At 56.7% G+C, this 20,237-nt stretch carries 10 protein-coding genes; all 10 read left to right on the plus strand.

Translation table 11 applies throughout. From position 1 onward, the window contains the following. Nucleotides 1-6 precede the first annotated feature (6 nt). The 10 genes from narI to rpsG all read left to right on the plus strand — a co-directional run bounded on the left by narI (nt 7) and on the right by rpsG (nt 20,206). The gene (gene narI, locus ROTMU0001_RS04525; RefSeq protein WP_005508382.1) at nt 7-840 is read left to right on the plus strand and encodes a respiratory nitrate reductase subunit gamma; all 834 of its coding nucleotides are present in this window, start codon (nt 7-9) and stop codon (nt 838-840) included. Between the two features lie 30 nt (nt 841-870). After that, nucleotides 871-2,100 (plus strand): MFS transporter, encoded by a 1,230-nt coding sequence (locus ROTMU0001_RS04530; RefSeq protein ID WP_005508386.1) that lies wholly within the window; start codon nt 871-873, stop codon nt 2,098-2,100. Between the two features lie 284 nt (nt 2,101-2,384). Further along, complete coding sequence (gene gcvP, locus ROTMU0001_RS04535; RefSeq protein ID WP_005508389.1) at nt 2,385-5,225, plus strand: aminomethyl-transferring glycine dehydrogenase; 2,841 nt, start codon at nt 2,385-2,387, stop codon at nt 5,223-5,225. Between the two features lie 172 nt (nt 5,226-5,397). Beyond that, nucleotides 5,398-6,516, plus strand: coding sequence for a glycine cleavage system aminomethyltransferase GcvT (gcvT, locus tag ROTMU0001_RS04540; RefSeq protein ID WP_005508390.1), 1,119 nt, complete (start codon nt 5,398-5,400; stop codon nt 6,514-6,516). Nucleotides 6,517-6,792: 276 nt separating this feature from the next. Next, nucleotides 6,793-8,289, plus strand: a complete 1,497-nt coding sequence (locus ROTMU0001_RS04545; protein ID WP_005508391.1) for an L-serine ammonia-lyase — start codon at nt 6,793-6,795, stop codon at nt 8,287-8,289. A gap of 257 nt (nt 8,290-8,546) precedes the next feature. Continuing rightward, nucleotides 8,547-12,053, plus strand: coding sequence for a DNA-directed RNA polymerase subunit beta (gene rpoB, locus ROTMU0001_RS04550; protein ID WP_005508392.1), 3,507 nt, complete (start codon nt 8,547-8,549; stop codon nt 12,051-12,053). 110 nt (nt 12,054-12,163) lie between these two features. Then, on the plus strand, nt 12,164-16,066 hold the full coding sequence (locus tag ROTMU0001_RS04555) for a DNA-directed RNA polymerase subunit beta' (protein WP_005508393.1): 3,903 nt from the start codon (nt 12,164-12,166) through the stop codon (nt 16,064-16,066). Between the two features lie 582 nt (nt 16,067-16,648). After that, nucleotides 16,649-18,679 carry a neutral/alkaline non-lysosomal ceramidase N-terminal domain-containing protein gene (locus tag ROTMU0001_RS04560; protein ID WP_005508394.1) on the plus strand — a complete coding sequence of 677 codons (2,031 nt, stop codon included), beginning with the start codon at nt 16,649-16,651 and terminating at the stop codon, nt 18,677-18,679. Nucleotides 18,680-19,361: 682 nt separating this feature from the next. Beyond that, nucleotides 19,362-19,736, plus strand: a complete 375-nt coding sequence (rpsL, locus tag ROTMU0001_RS04565) for a 30S ribosomal protein S12 (RefSeq protein ID WP_005504939.1) — start codon at nt 19,362-19,364, stop codon at nt 19,734-19,736. Further along, nucleotides 19,736-20,206 carry a 30S ribosomal protein S7 gene (rpsG, locus tag ROTMU0001_RS04570; protein ID WP_005504941.1) on the plus strand — a complete coding sequence of 157 codons (471 nt, stop codon included), beginning with the start codon at nt 19,736-19,738 and terminating at the stop codon, nt 20,204-20,206. Before rpsL ends, rpsG begins: the two co-directional genes overlap by 1 nt. The last annotated feature ends 31 nt before the right edge of the window (nt 20,207-20,237 follow it).

Here is a 20,237-nt window from a genome sequence, read left to right on the forward strand (position 1 = left end):
CAACACGTGTACGTACTTGCTTCTGAGAACGCAGGACATGCTGCACAGGCTGTAGCCGATCCGGGTATTGTTGACATCCTGCTGTGGGGCGTTCTGCCCTATGTTGCACTGGTCGTTCTGATTGGTGGCACCATTTGGCGTTACCGTACTGACCAGTTCGGATGGACTACCCGCTCGTCCCAGGTCTATGAATCGAAGCTGTTGCGCATCGCTTCGCCCCTGTTCCATTACGGTCTTGCGGCCGTTTTCCTTGGCCACGTTGGTGGTCTGCTGGTGCCTAAGGCATTCACCGACCTGGTCGTTTCGGATGACACTTACCACATTGTGGCGCTGGTTGGCGGTTCTGTCGCTGCGGTCGCAACCATTGTTGGTATGTTCGTTCTGATTGGTCGCCGCGCTTCGAACTCTCGTGTGCGTTCGGCTACCACTCGTAATGACGTTTTCATGTATGTCGTTTTGGTTCTGGTGATTCTCGCCGGTACTGCGGCTACTCTGATTTCGGCAGTGAACCCCTCGGGCGGTTTGCCTCCGGTGAATGGTCACGAGGTTCACTTCAACTACCGTGAGACCATTTCTGTGTGGTTCCGTTCGCTGTTCTACTTCCACCCTGAGGTGGCTCTGATGGTGAATATTCCTGTGGCTTTCAAGATTCACATCGTGGTGGCTATGGTTCTGTTCATCATTTGGCCGTTTACCCGCCTGGTGCATGCACTGACTGTGCCCCTGCACTACCTCTTCCGCCCCTACACCGTGTACCGCTCTCGTGGCGGCCAGCGTGTTGGTGCACGTCGAGGTTGGGATCCGGTTGGTACTCTCCCGCGTGAGCGCGCCGACCGCTAATACACATATCCATATTGCAAAAGAGGAAATATGAGCACCCCTGCTGCACCGAGCTACGACCTGAAGAATGGTCAGCTCCGTAACGTTCTGCTTGCAACCTTCGCCTCTACCATTGGTTTCTGGGCGTGGACCGTTGTTGGCCCGCTGGCCAAGATGTACGCAAAGCAGATGCACCTGGACGCTGGTATGACCAGCCTTCTGGTTGCTATGCCGATTTTCATCGGCGCTATCGGCCGTATTCCCGTTGGTGGTCTGACTGACCGCTACGGTGGTCGTATTATGTTCACCGCTGTTCTGGCGATTAGCGCGCCCCTGGTCTTCCTGGTTGGTGTTGCTGGTCAGATGAACTCGCTGCCCATGCTGCTTGTTGTGGCGTTCTTCCTGGGTATTGCGGGTACCGTGTTCGCTATAGGTATTCCCTTCAGCTCGGCATGGTATGACGCATCGAAGAAGGGCTTCGCAACCGGCGTGTTCGGTGCAGGCATGGTGGGTACCGCGGTTTCCGCATTCGCTACCCCCCGCCTGGTGCAGGGTATCGGTTACTTCCAGACTCATGTTCTGATTGCTGTTATCTGTGCTGTAACCGCTGCTATCTCTTTCTTCTTCTTGAAGGATTCTCCGGCAACCATCGGCCGTGAGGTCACCCCGCTGATGCCGAAGATTATTCGCGCATTCAAGGTGAAGACCACTTGGCAGCTCTGCTTCCTCTACGCAGTTGTGTTCGGTGCCTTCGTGGCATTCTCGAACTACCTGCCCACTTACCTGAGCAACATCTACCGCTTCGACGCTAATGACGCTGGTCTGCGTGCGGCTGGCTTTACCGCTGCCGCTGTGGTGGCTCGTCCCTTCGGTGGTGTTCTGGCTGATAAGTTCGGTCCGAAGATTATCTCCCTCATCTCCCTGGGCGGTGTGGTGATTCTGGCAGTTATTACCGCATTCCAGCCTAATGCTGAGCACGTGTACGGTGCTGTCTTCATCCTGATGGGTGCTCTGCTGGGTCTGGGCCACGGCTCGGTCTTCGGCTGGTTGGGTCGCGTTGCTGACCCGAAGAACGTTGGTGCGGTGTCCGGTGTGATTGCTGCTACTGGCGCGCTGGGTGGCTTCTTCCCGCCGCTGGTGATGGGTGCAACCTACAACCAGGAGCACAACAACTACTTCATCGGTCTGATGCTGCTGGCCGTGACCGCGTTCCTCGCCTTCCTGTCGGTATTCCTCGTGCCGCACGGTGGCAAGCCGGATCACGCTAAGCACGCTAAGTAGGTTCTTCTAGTACATCCTTCTGCAGGGTGTATATGAAGTTTGCTTTGACTGAGTCCGGCTCGTTTTCTCTTCGGAGGGAACGAGCCGGACTTTGTGCTTTTCTACTGTTTTTCGTCTAACAGGGGTGAGCTTTGTCGGGGCAGAAGAGTCTGATGTTTGGGCATGTCAAATGTTGGTAAAGCTAGCGAAACTTTGCGGAGATGTGGGACACTTAAAGCGTTCGACTCGTCGCAATAGCGCGACGTGACCCCTCTACGGTTTGCGCCGACCAATAGGAGAATCCTATGTCCTTTATTGATCGTCATCTCGGCCCCCGTTCCGCAGACGCAGAGCAGATGCTCGAAACCCTGGGATACTCTTCCCTGGATGCGCTGATGGACGCTGTCGTCCCCTCCCAGATTCGCCTTGACGGCGAATTGCAGTTGCCTGCTCCGCTGTCGGAGCATGAGGCTCAGGCAAAGATTGCCGGCTATGCTGCGAAGAATAAGGTTCTCGCCCAGATGATTGGTGCCGGATACTACGATGCAGTAACTCCCGCGGTTCTGCGCCGTAACATTCTGGAAAACCCCGGTTTCTACACTTCTTACACCCCGTACCAGGCTGAGATTTCTCAGGGCCGTCTGGAGGCTCTGCTGAACTTCCAGAACACCGTGATGGAGCTGACCGGCCTGGAGATTGCAAACTCCTCCCTGCTGGATGAGGCATCCGCAGTAGCTGAGGCAGCTGTCATGATGCACCGTGCGAACCGCAAGGTGAAGAATGGCTTCTTCGCGATTGACTCCCGTTGCCTGCCTCAGGTTATTTCGGTGACTCGCGGCCGTGCAGAGATGCTCGGCATTCCCTTCGTCATTACTGATTTCTCTGAGGGTCTGCCCGAGGGCGACCTGTACGGTATCGTCCTGGCGTACCCCGGCAATGAAGGCGATATTCGCGATATTGAGCCGCTGATTAAGGCCGCTAAGGAGCGTAACGCCCTGGTCACTGTGGTCGCTGACCTGTTGGCTCTGACCCTGCTGAAGTCTCCGGGTGAGCTGGGCGCTGATATCGCTGTGGGTAACACTCAGCGTTTCGGTCTGCCCTTCTTCTTCGGTGGCCCCCACGCTGCGTACATGGCTGTTCACAAGGGCATGGAGCGTACCATGCCTGGCCGTCTGGTGGGTGTTTCTAAGGATTCGGCTGGTAAGCCTGCGTACCGTCTGGCTCTGCAGACTCGTGAGCAGCACATTCGCCGTGAGAAGGCTACTTCCAATATTTGTACTGCTCAGGCTCTGCTGGCGATTGTTGCTGGTGCTTACGCGATGTACCACGGTCCTGAGGGTCTGCGCGCTATCGCGAACCGCCTGCACACTAATGCCGCTCGTGTTGCTACCGCGCTGAAGGCTGCGGGCTACGGTATCGCTCACGATACTTTCTTCGACACCGTCGTGGTGGAGGCTGCTGGCCGTGCCGACGAGCTGGTTGCGAAGGCTCTGGAAGCTGGCGTGAACATCCGCCGCTTCGACGAGAACCGCGTCGGTATTTCCGTGGGTGAGTCTCACGGTGAGGAGCTGCTCAAGGGCCTGGTTGAGGCTCTGGGCGGCACCCTGGGTGAGGCAGATGCACAGTACGATCTGCCCGCTGAGCTGCTGCGTACCGATGACTACATGCAGCACCCGATTTTCCACAAGTACCGTTCCGAGACCGAGATGATGCGCTACCTGCGTCACCTCGCTGATAAGGACCTGGCGCTTGACCGCACCATGATTCCGCTGGGTTCGTGCACCATGAAGCTGAACGCGGCTGCTGAGATGGAGCCCATCTCCTGGCCCGAGTTCGCGAACATTCACCCGCTGGTCCCGGAGGATCAGGCTAAGGGCTGGCATGAGCTGATTAAGGATTTGAGCGAGTGGCTGGTTGCTATTACCGGTTACGATGCTATCTCGCTGCAGCCGAACTCGGGTGCGACCGGTGAGTACGCTGGTCTGCGCGCTATCCGTTCCTTCCACGAGGCTAACGGTGACCACGAGCGCGATACCGTCCTGATTCCGCTGTCTGCTCACGGCACCAACGCGGCATCTGCTGCTCTGGCTGGTCTGAAGGTTGCCGGTGTTGCAACTGCGGCTGACGGTTCGATTGATGTTGACGACCTGAAGGCAAAGATCGAGAAGTACGGTCCCAAGGTTGCCGGCATCATGATTACCTACCCCTCCACTCACGGTGTGTTTGAGGAGCAGGTTGCTGAGGTTTGCCAGCTGGTTCACGAGGCTGGCGGCCAGGTGTACCTGGATGGCGCGAACCTGAACGCTCAGATGGGCTTCGCTCAGCCCGGTAAGTTCGGTGGCGACGTTTCGCACCTGAACCTGCACAAGACCTTCTCCATTCCTCACGGTGGTGGCGGCCCCGGTGTTGGTCCGCTGGCTGTTCGTGAGCACCTGGCGAAGTTCCTGCCCGGTGACGCATACCGCGCTGATGCTGAGGGTAAGCTCCCCAACGATGCTGCACTGCCGATTTCGCAGGCGTTCTTCGGTTCTGCCGGTGTTCTGCCGATTAGCTGGATGTACATTGCGATGACTGGTGCTCAGGGTCTGAAGGACTCTTCGCAGTACGCGGTGCTGAACGCTAACTACATTGCGAAGAAGCTCAACGACAAGTACCCGGTGCTGTACACCGGCCCCGGCAGTCTGGTCGCTCACGAGTGCATCCTGGACCTGCGTCAGCTGACCGATCAGTCTCACGTGACTGCTGAGGATGTCTGCAAGCGTCTGATGGACTTCGGCTTCCACGCTCCGACCCTGGCGTTCCCGGTTCCGGGCACCCTGATGGTTGAGCCGACTGAGTCTGAGTCGAAGGAAGAGCTGGACCGCTTCATTGAAGCAATGGAGACCATCTACGATGAGATTATCGAGGTGGCTGAGGGCAAGGTCGCTGTGGAGGATTCGGTTCTGCGCAACGCACCGCACACCGTTGATGTGGTGAGCGCTGATGAGTGGGATCGCCCCTACAGCCGTACTCAGGCAGCTTTCCCTGTCCCGAGCCTGCGCGCTAATAAGTACTTCACTTCGGTGGGTCGTATTGATGGCGCTGGCGGTGACCGTAACTTCGTGTGCGAATGCCCCCCGATGGAGGCTTTCGACCTGGAAGCATAAGGAGCCTGTAACGCTCCTGGGTAGGCTGTAGCGGTCTACCTGCCTCACCCGTCCTCAGGTTCCTGGGGGCGGGTGGGGATCGCCTCCGCAGCGTATCTCGTGTCTGTGGAGGTGAACTAAATCTACGACGATTGAACGATAACAGCACAAGGCTGTGCGTGAGGAGAATCTAATGTCCCCCAAGAAGACCTCTCTGTACTCTGTCCACGAGAAGCTTGGCGCTTCTTTCACCGACTTCGGCGGCTGGGATATGCCCCTGAAGTACGCTAATGATGTTGCTGAGCATGAGGCGGTCCGTACTCGTGCCGGTATTTTCGACCTGTCCCACATGGGTGAGTTCCGTGTGACCGGTCCGGATGCGGGCGCGTTCCTGGATTACGCTCTGGTGTCGAACATGTCCATCCTGAAGGTCGGTAAGGCAAAGTACTCGATCCTGGTCAACGACAAGGGCGGCGTGATTGACGACCTGATTACTTACCGTCTGGGCGATGAGGAGTTCATGGTCGTTCCGAACGCTTCGAACATTGACACTGACTTCGCTGCGATGAGCGAGCGCCTGGGCGATTTCAACGTTGAGTTCGTGAACGAGTCGGAGCAGACTTCCCTGGTGGCTGTTCAGGGTCCTCGTGCTGAGGAGATTCTGCTGGCTGCTGGTGTTTCTGATGAGGAGGCTGTCCGCGAGCTGAAGTACTACGCTTCGGTGCCGCTGACTGTTGCCGGTGTTGATGTTCTGCTGGCTCGTACCGGTTACACCGGTGAGGACGGCTTCGAGCTGTTCGTTCCGAATGAGAACGCTGTTGAGCTGTGGGATAAGCTGGCTGCTGCTGGTGAGCCTTTCGGTATGATTCCTGCCGGTCTGGCTTCTCGTGACTCCCTGCGTCTTGAGGCTGGTATGCCGCTGTACGGTCATGAGCTGGGTCTTGAGATTACTCCGTTTGAGTCCGGTCTGGGCCGTCTGGTTGAGATTGCTCTGGAGAAGAAGGCAGCTGACTTCGTTGGTCGTGAGGCTCTGACTGAGCTGGCTAAGAGCGAGTCGAAGCGCATCCTGGTTGGTTTGAAGGCTCAGGCGAAGCGTCCTGCTCGTGCCGGTTCTAAGCTGGTGGATGCTGAGGGCAATGAGATTGGTGAGGTTACCTCCGGTATTCCTTCCCCGACTCTGGGCTTCCCGATTGCTATGGCGCTGGTGAACCGTGAATTCTCTGAGGTTGGTTCTACTGTGGATGTTGATATCCGCGGTAAGCGTGCTCCGTTTGATGTTGTGGCTCTGCCGTTCTACAAGCGTGAGAAGTAAGAGTTTTTCTGCAGGTAATCTGTAGGGTAGAGGCGTCGTGTCCTGTGTGGGCACGGCGCCTTTTCTGCGCCGTGAGGTGGGCGTTGAGTGGTGGGGGAGTGTATGAGGTGTTCTGAGCCTTAGTTTGTGCTGGTTCTGAAGTGCGTTAGGATTAGAGCGGCCAGTCAAGGGTGATTGTCCGCACTTATAGACCGCAGGTTGATGTGTGGTTCCTCCGTTGAGGGGCGCGTATCTTTTGGTGCGGTGCACAGACATTATTTATTTGAAGGACAGAACGTGGCTATTAACCAGAGCGCGCCCAGCAGCGCCCAGAAGAAGGCAGAGGCTCTGCCGTATGACATCAGTGTTTTTGAGATGTTCAGCGTTGGTGTGGGGCCTTCGAGTTCGCATACGGTGGGGCCGATGCGCGCTTCGAACCGTTTTGTGGCGGAGCTGATTGATGAGGGCCTGCTGGACCGTGTGACGGGTGTGCATGTTGACCTGTATGGTTCGTTGGCGGCTACGGGTGCTGGTCACGGTACGATGAGTGCTGCGTTGAAGGGCCTGTGTGGTTTTGTTCCGGAGACTATCAATATCGCTGATTCTGAGGCGATGATTGAGCGCAATAGCGTGGATGGTACTTTGCCGTTGGCTGGTTATCCGTCCTCTGCGTACGGTGTGACTGCGCCCGGTGGTGAGGAGCAGAAGGTATACGGCCCGGTGGTGAATTACCGTGAGCTGGATATGACCCTGCGTCCGTTGACGGTTCTTCCGCGCCATACGAACGGTATGAAGATTGCGGCGTTTGCGGGTGAGCAGCTGCTGTTGGAGCGCACTTACTATTCGATTGGTGGCGGTTTCATTGTTGAGGGTGATGAGGAGGCGACCGGTTGTGCGTCGCTGATGAACCCTCCGTATCCGTTTGGTTCGGCTGCTGAGCTGCTGGAGATGGCGAATGAGTCTGGTCTGTCGATTGCGCAGTTGAAGATGGCGAATGAGTGTTCTCTGCGTTCTGAGCAAGAGGTCCGTGACGGCATCTTGCATATCTACCGTGTGATGAAGGAGTGCATTGGCTCTTCTCTGGCGCGTGTGGGGTATTTGCCGGGTCCGCTGAAGGTGCGTTGCCGTGCGGGTGCGTGGCATCGCGATTTGATGGTGGAGGATCCTTCGAAGTCTCCTGAGTTCGCTATTGACTGGGTGAACCTGATTGCTTTGGCGGTCAATGAGGAGAACGCTTTTGGTGGTCGTGTGGTGACTGCTCCGACGAATGGTGCTGCGGGTATTATTCCTGCGGTGTTGCATTACGCGATGAATTACACGCAGGGTATTCGCCATTGCGGTCAGGCTGCTCGTGATCAGGCGGTTGTTGATTTCTTCTTGGCGTCTGCTGCTGTAGGTGTGCTGTATAAGAAGCGCGCGTCAATTTCTGGTGCTGAGGTGGGTTGCCAGGGTGAGGTGGGTAGCGCCTCCTCGATGGCTGCTGCTGGTTTGGCGCAGGTCATGGGTGGTACTCCCGAGCAGGTTGAGAATGCAGCTGAGATTGCGATGGAACACAACCTGGGTCTGACGTGTGACCCGGTGGGTGGTTTGGTGCAGATTCCGTGTATTGAGCGTAATGCGATGGCTGCGTCGAATGCTGTGACGGCGGCTCGTATGGCGTTGCGTGGTGATGGTACGCACCGTGTGTCGTTGGATCAGGTGATTGAGACGATGCGTCAGACCGGTTTGGATATGTCTCACCGTTATAAGGAGACGTCCATGGGTGGTTTGGCTGTGAATGTGGTGGAATGCTAGGTGCACGCTGTGGCAGGTTTGCACTCCTGATGAGGGTGTGGTAGACAGAAGGGCTTTCTTCCTGTATCGTTAGTATTTACGCTTTCCCTAACCTTTGTGCCTTCATATAGCGGTGGGCACGGGCTGAAGGTGACGTTTTTCCGTCCGACTCTATAGCTTCGAGCACCGTTCTATTCGGGGGCTGAGGTTGTCGTGTCGCCGGTAATGTCGCCGGGAGGCTGATTGCTAACAGACATGTCTGTGGAAGGATCCCCATTTTGGTCGCTTCGAGCACCTCTAACCATGACGCCGCTAACGGCGCAGAGAACGTCTCGCGCCGAATTTCATTCGCGAAGATTAACGAACCGCTGAAGGTTCCCAACCTGCTTGCTATCCAGACCGATAGCTTCGACCGCCTCGTTGGTAACGAGCGCTGGGCGGAGCGTCTGGAGAAGGCGCAGGCTGCTGGTGACACTTCTGTCCCCGCTCAGTCCGGTCTGGCTGAGATTTTTGAAGAAATCTCCCCGATTCGTGACTTCCAGGAGACTATGCAGCTCTCCTTCTCTGAGCCTGAGTTTGCTGACCCCAAGTACTCTGTTGAGGAGTGCAAGGACCGCGACGCAACCTACTCGGCTCCGCTGTACATTAAGGCTGAATTCATGAACCTCGCTACCGGCGAGGTCAAGCAGCAGACCCTGTTCATGGGTGACTTCCCCCTGATGACCGAGGCCGGTACCTTCGTTATTAACGGTACTGAGCGTGTGGTCGTTTCTCAGCTGGTGCGTTCCCCCGGTGCTTACTTCGAGAAGGCTCCGGACCGTACCTCCGATAAGGACATTTACTCTGCCCGCGTGATTCCTTCCCGCGGTGCATGGTTCGAGCTTGAGATTGATAAGCGCGACCAGGTTGGCGTGCGTCTGGACCGCAAGCGTAAGCAGTCCGTGACTGTTCTGCTGAAGGCTCTGGGCTGGACCGAGTCCAAGATTCTGGCTGAGTTCGGTCAGTACGACTCCATCCGCGCAACCCTGGAGAAGGACTCCGTCAAGGACCGCGACGAGGCTCTGCTGGACATCTACCGCAAGCTGCGTCCGGGCGAACCCCCGACGGTTGAAGCTGCCCAGGCTCTGCTGGACAACATGTACTTCACCCCGCGCCGCTACGACCTGGCGAAGGTTGGCCGTTACAAGCTGAACCGTAAGCTCGGTGTGGACGTTCCCATGGATTCCCCCGAGGCTTCCGTTCTGAGCCAGGACGACATCGCTCAGATGATTCGTTACCTCTGCGCTCTGCACGCAGGCGAGACCAGCATCCCCGGCGTCCGTGACGGCGAGGAAATCCCCCTCAAGATTGATATCGACGACATCGACCACTTCGGTAACCGTCGTATCCGCACCGTGGGCGAGCTGATTGAGAACCAGATCCGTACCGGTCTGTCCCGTATGGAGCGCGTGGTTCGCGAGCGCATGACCACCCAGGACGTGGACGCTATCACCCCGCAGTCCCTGGTGAACATCCGCCCTGTCGTGGCGGCTATCAAGGAGTTCTTCGGTACTTCTCAGCTGTCGCAGTTCATGGACCAGAACAACCCGCTGGCAGGTCTGACCCACAAGCGTCGTCTGTCCGCACTGGGTCCGGGCGGTCTGTCCCGTGACCGTGCAGGCATGGAAGTTCGAGACGTCCACCCCTCGCACTACGGTCGTATGTGCCCCATTGAAACCCCTGAAGGCCCGAACATTGGTCTGATTGGTTCGCTGGCAACCTACGGTCGTATCAACTCCTTCGGTTTCATTGAGACCCCCTACCGCGTGGTGACTGATGGCCGCGTGACCGATGAGGTCCGCTACCTGACTGCTGACGACGAGAAGTCTGTTGTTATCGCACAGGCAAACGCACCGCTGAACGCTGACCGCACCTTCGCTGAGAACGAGGTTCTCTGCCGTGCGGGCGATGGTTCTGGCGAAGCTGTTCTGGTTGCTCCCGGCGCCGTTCAGTACATGGACGTCTCCCCGCGCCAGATGGTGTCTGTTGCTACCGCTCTGATTCCTTACCTGGAGCACGACGACGCTAACCGAGCACTGATGGGTGCTAACATGCAGCGTCAGGCTGTGCCCCTGCTGGAGTCTGAGGCTCCCGTGGTTGGTACCGGTATGGAGAAATACGCAGCACTGGACTCCGGTGACTCCGTGCTCGCGAAGAAGCCCGGTGTGGTTTCCTCCGTGGACGCTAAGACCGTTATCGTCCGTAACGACGACGGCTCTGTCTCCACCTACCCGATCATGAAGTTCTCCCGCTCGAACCCGGGTAACTGCTACAACCAGCGCGTTGTGGTGAAGGAAGGCCAGCGCGTCGAGTACCGCGACGTTATTGCTGATGGCCCCTCCACCGATGGTGGCGAGCTGGCACTGGGTAAGAACCTGCTCGTGGCATACATGCCGTGGGAAGGCCTGAACTACGAGGATGCGATCATCCTCTCCCAGCGCATGGTTTCTGAGGACGTGCTGACCTCGATTCACATTGAGGAGCACGAGATTGACGCCCGCGACACCAAGCTGGGCCCCGAGGAGATTACCCGCGATATTCCGAACGTGTCCGAGGATGTTCTCTCGGCTCTGGACGAGCGTGGCATCATCCACATCGGTGCTGAGGTTGAGGCTGGCGACATCCTCGTCGGTAAGGTCACCCCCAAGGGCGAGACCGAGCTGACCCCCGAGGAGCGCCTGCTGCGCGCAATCTTCGGTGAGAAGTCTCGCGAGGTTCGCGACACCTCCCTGAAGGTTCCTCACGGCGAGTCCGGTACCGTCATCGGTATCCGTATCTTCGACCGCGAGAACAACGATGAGGACGATCTGCCCCCGGGCGTGAACCAGCTGGTCCGCGTGTACGTGGCTCAGAAGCGTAAGATTACCGACGGCGACAAGCTTGCAGGCCGCCACGGTAACAAGGGTGTTATTTCCAAGATCCTGCCGATCGAGGATATGCCCTTCCTGGAAGACGGTACCCCCGTGGACGTCATCCTGAACCCGCTGGGCGTGCCCGGTCGTATGAACATTGGTCAGGTTCTGGAAGTCCACACCGGTTGGCTGGCTAAGCAGGGTTGGAAGATTGAGGGCGAGCCCGAGTGGCTTAAGCACATGCCGAACTTCCCGAAGGAATCCGGCCCGACCCGCCTGGCAACCCCGGTGTTCGACGGTGCCCACGAGGACGAACTGTTCGACCTTATGGACCACTCGAACCCGAACCGCGATGGTGACCGTCTGATCAACCGTTCCGGTAAGGCACGTCTGATTGACGGCCGTTCCGGTGAGCCGTTCCCGGACCCGATTTCGGTTGGTTACCAGTACATCCTGAAGCTGCACCACCTGGTGGATGACAAGATTCACGCTCGTTCCACCGGTCCGTACTCGATGATTACCCAGCAGCCTCTGGGTGGTAAGGCGCAGTTCGGTGGTCAGCGCTTCGGTGAGATGGAAGTGTGGGCGCTGGAAGCATACGGCGCCGCATACACCCTGCAGGAAATCCTGACCGTCAAGTCCGATGACGTGGCGGGCCGTGTGAAGGTTTACGAGGCTATCGTGAAGGGCGAGAACATCCCCGAGCCGGGTATCCCCGAATCCTTCAAGGTTCTTATCAAGGAAATGCAGTCTCTGTGCCTGAACGTCGAGGTGCTCTCCACCGACGGCAAGATTATTGAGATGAGCGACTCGGAGGAAGAAGGCTTCCGGGCAGCAGAAGATATGGGCGTGAGCCTGACCCACGACGAGCCTAGCTCCGTCGACGAGGCATAAGCACCGCCTCCTTCTAGGGTGGGGAACCCCGCATGCGCTCGCGTGCGTTGTGGGGTTCCCACCCGCTAACCCAAGTCTTCAGAAACTTACAGAAAGAGATTAGGACCGATATGTCCAACGAATCTTCGCTTGGTTTGATGCGAATTGGCCTCGCCACCGCCGACGACATCCGTCGTTGGTCCTTTGGTGAGGTTAAGAAGCCCGAGACCATCAACTACCGTACCCTGAAGCCCGAGAAGGACGGTCTCTTCGACGAGCGTATCTTCGGCCCCACCAAGGACTGGGAGTGCTACTGCGGTAAGTACAAGCGCGTGCGCTTCAAGGGCATTGTGTGTGAGCGCTGTGGTGTTGAGGTGACCCGCTCTAAGGTACGTCGTGAGCGTATGGGTCACATTGAGCTGGCTGCTCCTGTTACCCACATTTGGTACTTTAAGGGTGTTCCTTCCCGCCTGGGTTACCTGCTGGATCTGGCTCCGAAGGACCTGGAGAAGGTCATTTACTTCGCTGCGTACATGATCACTAAGGTTGACGAGGAGGCTCGTCACGAGGATCTGCCGATGCTGCAGGCTGCTCACGATCGTGAGAAGCAGGAGCTTGAGGCTGCTCTGAACGCTGACGTGAACGCTATCAGCCGTGAGGTTGAGGCGGAGCTGGCTCGTATTGAGGCTGAGGGCGGCAAGGCTGCTGAGAAGCGTAAGCTGCGCGATAACGCTGAGCGTCAGCTCGCGTCGGTGCGTAAGCGCTACGAGCGTGAGGCTGAGCACCTGGAGCGCGTGTGGGATCGCTTCAAGAACCTGAAGGTCGCTGACCTTGAGGGCGATGAGGCACTGTACCGTTCCATGATTGATAAGTACGGCCTGTACTTTGAGGGTGCGATGGGCGCAGAGGCTATTAAGAAGCGTCTGGAGTCCTTCGACCTGGAGGCTGAAGCTGAGGCTCTCAAGGAGATCATTCAGACCGGTAAGGGTCAGAAGAAGACCCGCGCTCTGAAGCGTCTGAAGGTTGTTAACGCCTTCCTGACTACCGATAACTCCCCGTTGGGTATGGTTCTGGATGTTGTTCCGGTTATTCCGCCGGAACCGCGCCCGATGGTTCAGCTGGACGGTGGCCGTTTCGCGACCTCCGACCTGAACGACCTGTACCGTCGTGTGATTAACCGTAACAACCGTTTGAAGCGTCTGCTGGAGCTGGGTGCTCCCGAGATTATCGTGAACAACGAGAAGCGTATGCTGCAGGAAGCTGTGGACTCGCTGTTCGATAACGGTCGTCGCGGTCGCCCAGTGACCGGCCCCGGTAACCGCCCCCTGAAGTCTCTGTCTGACATGCTGAAGGGTAAGCAGGGCCGTTTCCGTCAGAACCTGCTCGGTAAGCGTGTTGACTACTCGGGTCGTTCCGTGATTGTGGTTGGTCCTCAGCTGCAGATGCACCAGTGTGGTCTGCCCAAGCAGATGGCTCTGGAGCTGTTCAAGCCCTTCGTCATGAAGCGTCTGGTGGAGCTGAGCCACGCTCAGAACATTAAGAGCGCTAAGCGTATGGTTGAGCGTTTCCGCCCGCAGGTTTGGGACGTTCTGGAAGAGGTTATTGCTGAGCACCCGGTTCTGCTGAACCGTGCACCTACCCTGCACCGCCTCGGTATTCAGGCGTTTGAGCCGAAGCTGGTTGAGGGTAAGGCTATTCAGCTGCACCCGCTGGTTTGCTCCGCGTTCAACGCTGACTTCGATGGTGACCAGATGGCAGTTCACCTGCCGCTGTCTCCCGAGGCTCAGGCTGAGGCTCGTATCCTCATGCTGTCCTCGAACAACATCCTGAAGCCGTCGGATGGCCGCCCTGTGGCTGTTCCTTCGCAGGATATGATCATTGGTCTGTTCCACCTGACGACTCCTCGCGATGGTCAGAAGAACGAGGGTCACGCATTCTCCTCGGTGTCTGAGGCTCTGATGGCGATGGATCGTCACGAGATTGAGCTGTACACCAAGGTGAAGATTCGCCTTGATGGTGACCAGTTTGTTGCTCCTGAGGGCTGGGAAGCTCCTGAGGGTTACAAGGCTGGCGACCCCGTGCTGCTGGACTGCACCGTTGGTCAGGTTCTGTTCAACCAGGCTCTGCCGAAGGATTACCCCTGGTTCTCCGGTGTGGCAGATAAGAAGGGCCTGGGTAGCCTGATTAACGATCTGGCTGAGCGCTACCCGATGGATGTTGTGGCTCGTGCTCTGGATAACCTGAAGAACTCCGGTTTCTACTGGGCTTCTCGTTCGGGCGTGACCGTGGCTGTTTCTGATATTGCTACTCCTGCTGAGAAGCCGGCAATTATGGAGCGCTACGAGAAGCAGGCTGCTGCAATTCAGGACGACTTTGAGATCGGTACCATCGATGACGAAGAGCGTCGTCAGGAGCTGATTAAGGTTTGGACCGAGGCTACCGACGTGGTTGCAGAGGCTATGCGTGAGAACTTGAGCTCTCACGGTGGTCTGAACACCATTTACCGTATGGTGACCTCCGGTGCACGTGGTAACTGGATGCAGGTCCGTCAGATTGCGGGTATCCGTGGTCTGGTGTCGAACCCGAAGGGTGAGATTATGCCTCGCCCGATTAAGTCCTCGTACCGTGAGGGCCTGTCGGTTCTGGAGTACTTCATCGCGACCCACGGTGCACGTAAGGGTCTGGCTGATACTGCGCTGCGTACCGCTAACTCGGGTTACCTGACTCGTCGTCTGGTGGACGTTTCGCAGGACGTTATCGTTCGCGAGCACGACTGTGGCACTCGCCGCGGTCTGGTTCTGCCTCTGATTGATGAGGACGGCGGTCTGCACCAGGATGTTGAGACTTCGATTCACGGTCGTACCCTTGCGGTTGACGTGAAGGACGAGGCTGGCAACGTTCTGGCTGCTGCTGGTTCCGATGTCTCTGATGAGCTCATTGAGAAGCTCTTCAAGGCAGGCGTGAAGGATGTTCGCGTTCGTTCGGTTCTGACCTGTGAGTCCGCTATTGGTGTGTGTGCACTGTGCTACGGTCGTTCGATGGCTTCGAACGTGCTGGTGGACATTGGTGAGGCTGTTGGTATTATTGCGGCTCAGTCGATTGGTGAGCCCGGTACCCAGCTGACCATGCGTACCTTCCACACCGGTGGTGTGGCTTCGGCTGACGATATTACTCAGGGTCTGCCTCGTATTCAGGAGCTGTTCGAGGCTCGTACCCCCAAGGGTGTTGCCCCGATTTCTGAGGTGTCTGGTCGCGTGACCATTGAGGATACCGAGAAGTCCTACAAGATTGTGGTGACCCCGGACGATGGTTCCGAGCCCCAGTCCTACACTGTTCTGCGTCGTGCGGCTTCTAAGCTGCAGAACGGCGATCACGTTCAGGTTGGCGATCAGCTGGCTACCGGTTCTGTTGATCCGAAGGAGGTTCTGCGTATTCGTGGTCCTCGTGAGGCTCAGAAGCACCTGGTGAGCGAGGTTCAGGGCGTGTACAAGTCGCAGGGTGTGGAAATCCACGACAAGCACGTTGAGGTTATTGTTCGCCAGATGCTGCGTCGCGTGACCGTGATTGAGTCCGGTGATACCGATCTTCTGCCTGGTGAGCTGGTTGATAACATTGCTTTCCAGACTGCTAACCGTAAGGCACTGGTTGAGGGTAAGAAGCCCGCAGCTGGCCGTCCGGAAATGATGGGTATTACCAAGGCTTCGCTGGCTACCGAGTCCTGGCTGTCGGCGGCCTCCTTCCAGGAGACCACCCGTGTCCTGACTCAGGCTGCTATGGAGGCGAAGACTGACCCGCTGCTCGGCCTGAAGGAGAACGTGATCATCGGTAAGCTGGTTCCCGCCGGTACCGGTCTGGCACGTTACAACGATATTGAGGTTGAGCCCAGCGCCCAGGCTACTGCTGAGCGTATGCAGGCTCTGGACACTTTCGGTGGTTACCAGAGCGCGTTCCAGATGGATAACGAGGTGTACACTTACGGCAACGGCGGCTTTATGGCTGTTTCGCTGGATGAGTACGGTCGTGGTCTGGACTAAGGCTTCTGCCGTGAGGGGTAGGTTGAGGGTTTAGAGCCCCGGCCTGGTCCTTGATAAAGAACGCGGATACTCGAGTTGTCTCGGGTATCCGCGTTTTTTGTTTCATGAGGAGGTGGAGGTTTCTTTTAAGCGTGGCTTTAATATTCTTTACCCTTCAATGTGAGGTTGTAGATTTTATGCCTAGTGGACGAATTTATTTATGAAAAAATCATTGGAGTGCATCATTTTTCATGATGAGAAAATTGCTTGACAGAGCAAGAAATTAGATGACGGTCAAATATGCTAAATCTCCCTAGAAACCGCACTAGAACTGCAATATATAGAATATTCACTCGTTTTTCTTTGGGGTATATATAGAATAAATGTTCTTGATTTGAACGATGCTAATTCAACTGGAAAGCCTTTTGACTAGGTTCTATTCTTGAAGGCATGCATATCACTCCAATCACTTCCGGACGGGTGACTACTAGCGGCACCCGACTGCCCTCCGGAACATCTCAATCTCAGATGCCTGAACAGAATTCCTCTTTGTCTGCAGGTGAGCAAAAGCGCTCCTCTGTCTTTTCGCGCTTTAAAGCACCCATGCATTCTCTAACTCGCATTGGTGCTGCATGCCTCATTGCGGCATCCGCAATTCTTCCCGCTGGCCAGATTGCGACGGCAGCTCCTGCCTCTCAGAGCTCCAGTGCTACCCCCTACCTGGTTGGTGCAGGTGCGGCGGATATTACCGGTGAGCCCGGTGAGGTCGGCTTCATGGGTTACGGTGAGACCTCTCAGAAGGGTAGCGGTGTGCATACTCGCCAGTACGCACGCGCTTTCATTGCTGTGGATCGAGCTTCGGGTAAGCGCAACCTCATTGTTGTACTCGATACGTTGACCAGTTGGCAGTCTTTGCGTGATGAGCTGGTGAAGCGTATCCGCGCTGAGTTTGGTTCTGCGTACGATGAATCGAACATTATGATTACTGCAACCCACACTCACGCAACTCCTGGCGGTATCACGCACCAGAGCCTGTACAACATTACGACTCTGGGCTTCCATCAGGACACGTTTAATGCACAGGTAGATGGGTCACTGAAGGCGATTCGCCAGGCGACGAAGGACCTTTCACCCGGTAACCTGACGATTTCTTCTTCAAAGCTGACTGGTGTCGGTGTTAACCGTTCTCGCGAGGCGTTCAACCTGGACTCTCCTGAGATTCGCTCTAAGCTGCCCGGCGGTACCGATCCGACCAATATGACTCTGCGTCTGGAGCGTAACGGTAAGACTCGTGCGGTGTTGAACTGGTTCGCAATTCACCCGACGTCTTTGACCTCGAAGAACACCTTGATTTCGAGCGACAACAAGGGTTACGCGGAGTACCTGCTGGAGAACCAGGACCACGGTGTTGACCGCAATGTTCCTGGCAGTGGTGATGGCTTCGTAGCTGCATTTGCGAATGCTAATGCTGGTGATGTTTCTCCGAATACTTGGTTGAAGCCTGGCCAGGGTCCGACCAATGACCAATTCAAGAACATGAAGATTCAGGGTGAGAAGCAGGCTAACGCTGTGCGTTCTCAGTTGAAGAGCTCGGGTACTCCGGTGGGTAAGGGCTTGGATTCGCGTATTTCGTACTTCAACTTCTCGGGTATGAATGTGGATGCCAAGTACACCGGCAGTGGCCATAATGAGCGAACTTGTCAGGGCTTCCTGGGTACTCCGTTCGGTGCGGGGTCCACCGAGGATGGTGGCGGTGGCTGGGCTGTCTATAAGGAAGGCTCCGGTCGCCCCTCTATTCTGGGTACTCTGGTATTCACTCCGAGTGCTGCCCAGACGCGTTGCCAGCAGCCGAAGGGCATTCTCTTCTCTGCAAAAAATGGAACGATCATTCAGGAAAAGTATCCGGTGCAGATTATGCGCTTCGGTGACTACTACCTGCTGGGTATGCCCGGTGAGTTCACCGGTGCGGTAGGTGTGCAGTATCGTCAGGATGCTGCCAAGCTTTTTGGCGTTCCCGAATCGCACATTATTCTGCAGGGCTACACCAACGCCTACGACCACTACGTGACGACTCCTGAGGAGTATGACTCTCAGCAGTATGAAGGCGGCGCGACCCTCTTCGGTCGTTACACCTCCAGCGCGTTCCGTCAGACCATTAATGTTGTTGGAACTTCGCTGAAGAACGGTACGCCGCTGGGTATTGGTAACCGTCCGAATGATCGTCGCCCGGTAGCCAGCCTGCAGGGTAAGGTCGTCTACGATACCCCCATGTTCGGTATGCGTTACGGCCAGGTCACTCAGCAGCCTCAGGACGCTATTGCCGGCCGCGAAGAGGTAACGGCTCGTTTTGCGGGTGCTCACCCGAATAACAATATTCATCACGACGGTAGCTATTTCGTGATTGAGCGTCGTGTGGGTAATACCTGGAAGTACTACACTGCGGATAACAACCCGGATACCTTCTTTGAATGGAAGCGCATTGGTGTTTCGGCTTCTCAGGTGACGGTTCGCTGGAAGGTCCCGGCTAATACTCCTAAGGGGCAGTACCGCATCCGCTACTACGGCAATGCTAAGAAGAATTCGAAGACTATCACCCCGTTTGAGGGTCAGACTCGAGTCTTCCAGGTGGCGTAGTCTCTTCCAGATGGCGTAGTCCAGTAGCTGCTGTGGCGGACCTATAACTGAATATTCTCTTGCGGGAGGCGGGCGTAGCTATGCGCTCGCCTCCCGCATCTGTTGGGGTCGCCAAGAATCATTGAGAGGTTCTTGGCGGCCTTCTGCTTTAAATTGCGTCAAAGAGGCAAAAGAAACAGAGGTGGCGGAGGCGGCGGCGGGGGAGTGGTAAATCCCAAAGATGTAATTTAAGTGAGGTAAATCATCAGCTTTTACCCTTAGATGGGGGCTTAAAAGCAAAGAATCCCCGCTCTGGCGCTAGATTAAGCGGGATTTAACCTGTATAGTCTTATCCGAAGTACTTGAGCTCGGTGCACAAGGATCCACCCCCGGTGGGTTTACGCGGGATATTTCCCGAGGGCACGGGCATGATGAATCAATGGCAGTATGGATACCGTCCTTTGGCGTTGCTTTTTGCTGACGCCTAAATGCCATTTTTAAGCGTGCCCAAAAACTTTTTCACCTCTGATGGTGGGGAATTTTAGCCCTGAGAACTCGCCGAGATGTCGAGGAACCTATAGAAACCAACCGGATATGCATCCGAGCGTTTCTGATAACCGAGAGCACCCATCCAACGTGATGGGGGCCAGTAAGTTTATACGGGATTTTCTAACGAAGAACCCGATCAAGCAACGGAGAAAACGTGCCTACTATTCAGCAGCTGGTCCGTAAGGGCCGGACTCCCAAGGTCGTTAAGACCAAGGCGCCCGCACTGAAGGGCAACCCCATGAAGCGTGGCGTGTGCACCCGTGTGTACACCACCACCCCGAAGAAGCCGAACTCGGCACTGCGTAAGGTCGCTCGTGTCAAGCTCAACGGCGGCGTCGAGGTTACCGCATACATCCCCGGTGAGGGTCACAACCTGCAGGAGCACTCGATCGTGCTCGTTCGCGGTGGTCGTGTGAAGGACCTCCCCGGTGTTCGCTACAAGATCGTTCGTGGCGCTCTGGATACCCAGGGTGTTAAGGGTCGCGGCCAGGCTCGCTCCCGCTACGGCGCTAAGAAGGAGAAGAAGTAATGCCTCGTAAGGGTCCCGCTCCCAAGCGTCCCCTCGTAAACGATCCTGTTTACGGTTCCGCTCTGGTCACCCAGCTGATCAACAAGGTTCTGCTGGACGGCAAGAAGTCCGTCGCAGAGCGCATCGTCTACGGTGCCCTCGAGGGCGTCGAGAAGAAGACCGGTTCTGACCCGGTCGCAACCCTGAAGAAGGCTATGGACAACATCAAGCCTTCTCTCGAGGTTCGCTCCCGCCGCGTTGGCGGTGCAACCTACCAGGTTCCGGTTGAGGTTCGCCCCGGCCGTTCCACCGCTCTGGCTCTCCGCTGGCTCGTTGGCTTCTCCAAGCAGCGCCGCGAGAAGACCATGACTGAGCGTCTGATGAACGAGATCCTGGATGCATCCAATGGTCTCGGTGCCGCTGTGAAGCGTCGCGAGGACACTCACAAGATGGCCGAGTCCAACAAGGCCTTCGCACACTACCGCTGGTAATTCTCCGTTTAGAGCCTGCCGAGTCGATTCG

It is taken from the genome of Rothia mucilaginosa ATCC 25296, assembly GCF_000175615.1.
Taxonomy (GTDB): domain Bacteria; phylum Actinomycetota; class Actinomycetes; order Actinomycetales; family Micrococcaceae; genus Rothia; species Rothia mucilaginosa.

Bases quoted from the DNA above. Each gene is read 5' to 3' on its own strand.
- ROTMU0001_RS04555 (WP_005508393.1), top strand. From the start codon at position 12,164: ATGTCCAACGAATCTTCGCTTGGTTTGATGCGAATTGGCCTCGCCACC.
- gcvT (WP_005508390.1), top strand. From the start codon at position 5,398: ATGTCCCCCAAGAAGACCTCTCTGTACTCTGTCCACGAGAAGCTTGGC.
- rpsG (WP_005504941.1), top strand. From the start codon at position 19,736: ATGCCTCGTAAGGGTCCCGCTCCCAAGCGTCCCCTCGTAAACGATCCT.
- ROTMU0001_RS04560 (WP_005508394.1), top strand. From the start codon at position 16,649: ATGCATTCTCTAACTCGCATTGGTGCTGCATGCCTCATTGCGGCATCC.
- gcvP (WP_005508389.1), top strand. From the start codon at position 2,385: ATGTCCTTTATTGATCGTCATCTCGGCCCCCGTTCCGCAGACGCAGAG.
- ROTMU0001_RS04530 (WP_005508386.1), top strand. From the start codon at position 871: ATGAGCACCCCTGCTGCACCGAGCTACGACCTGAAGAATGGTCAGCTC.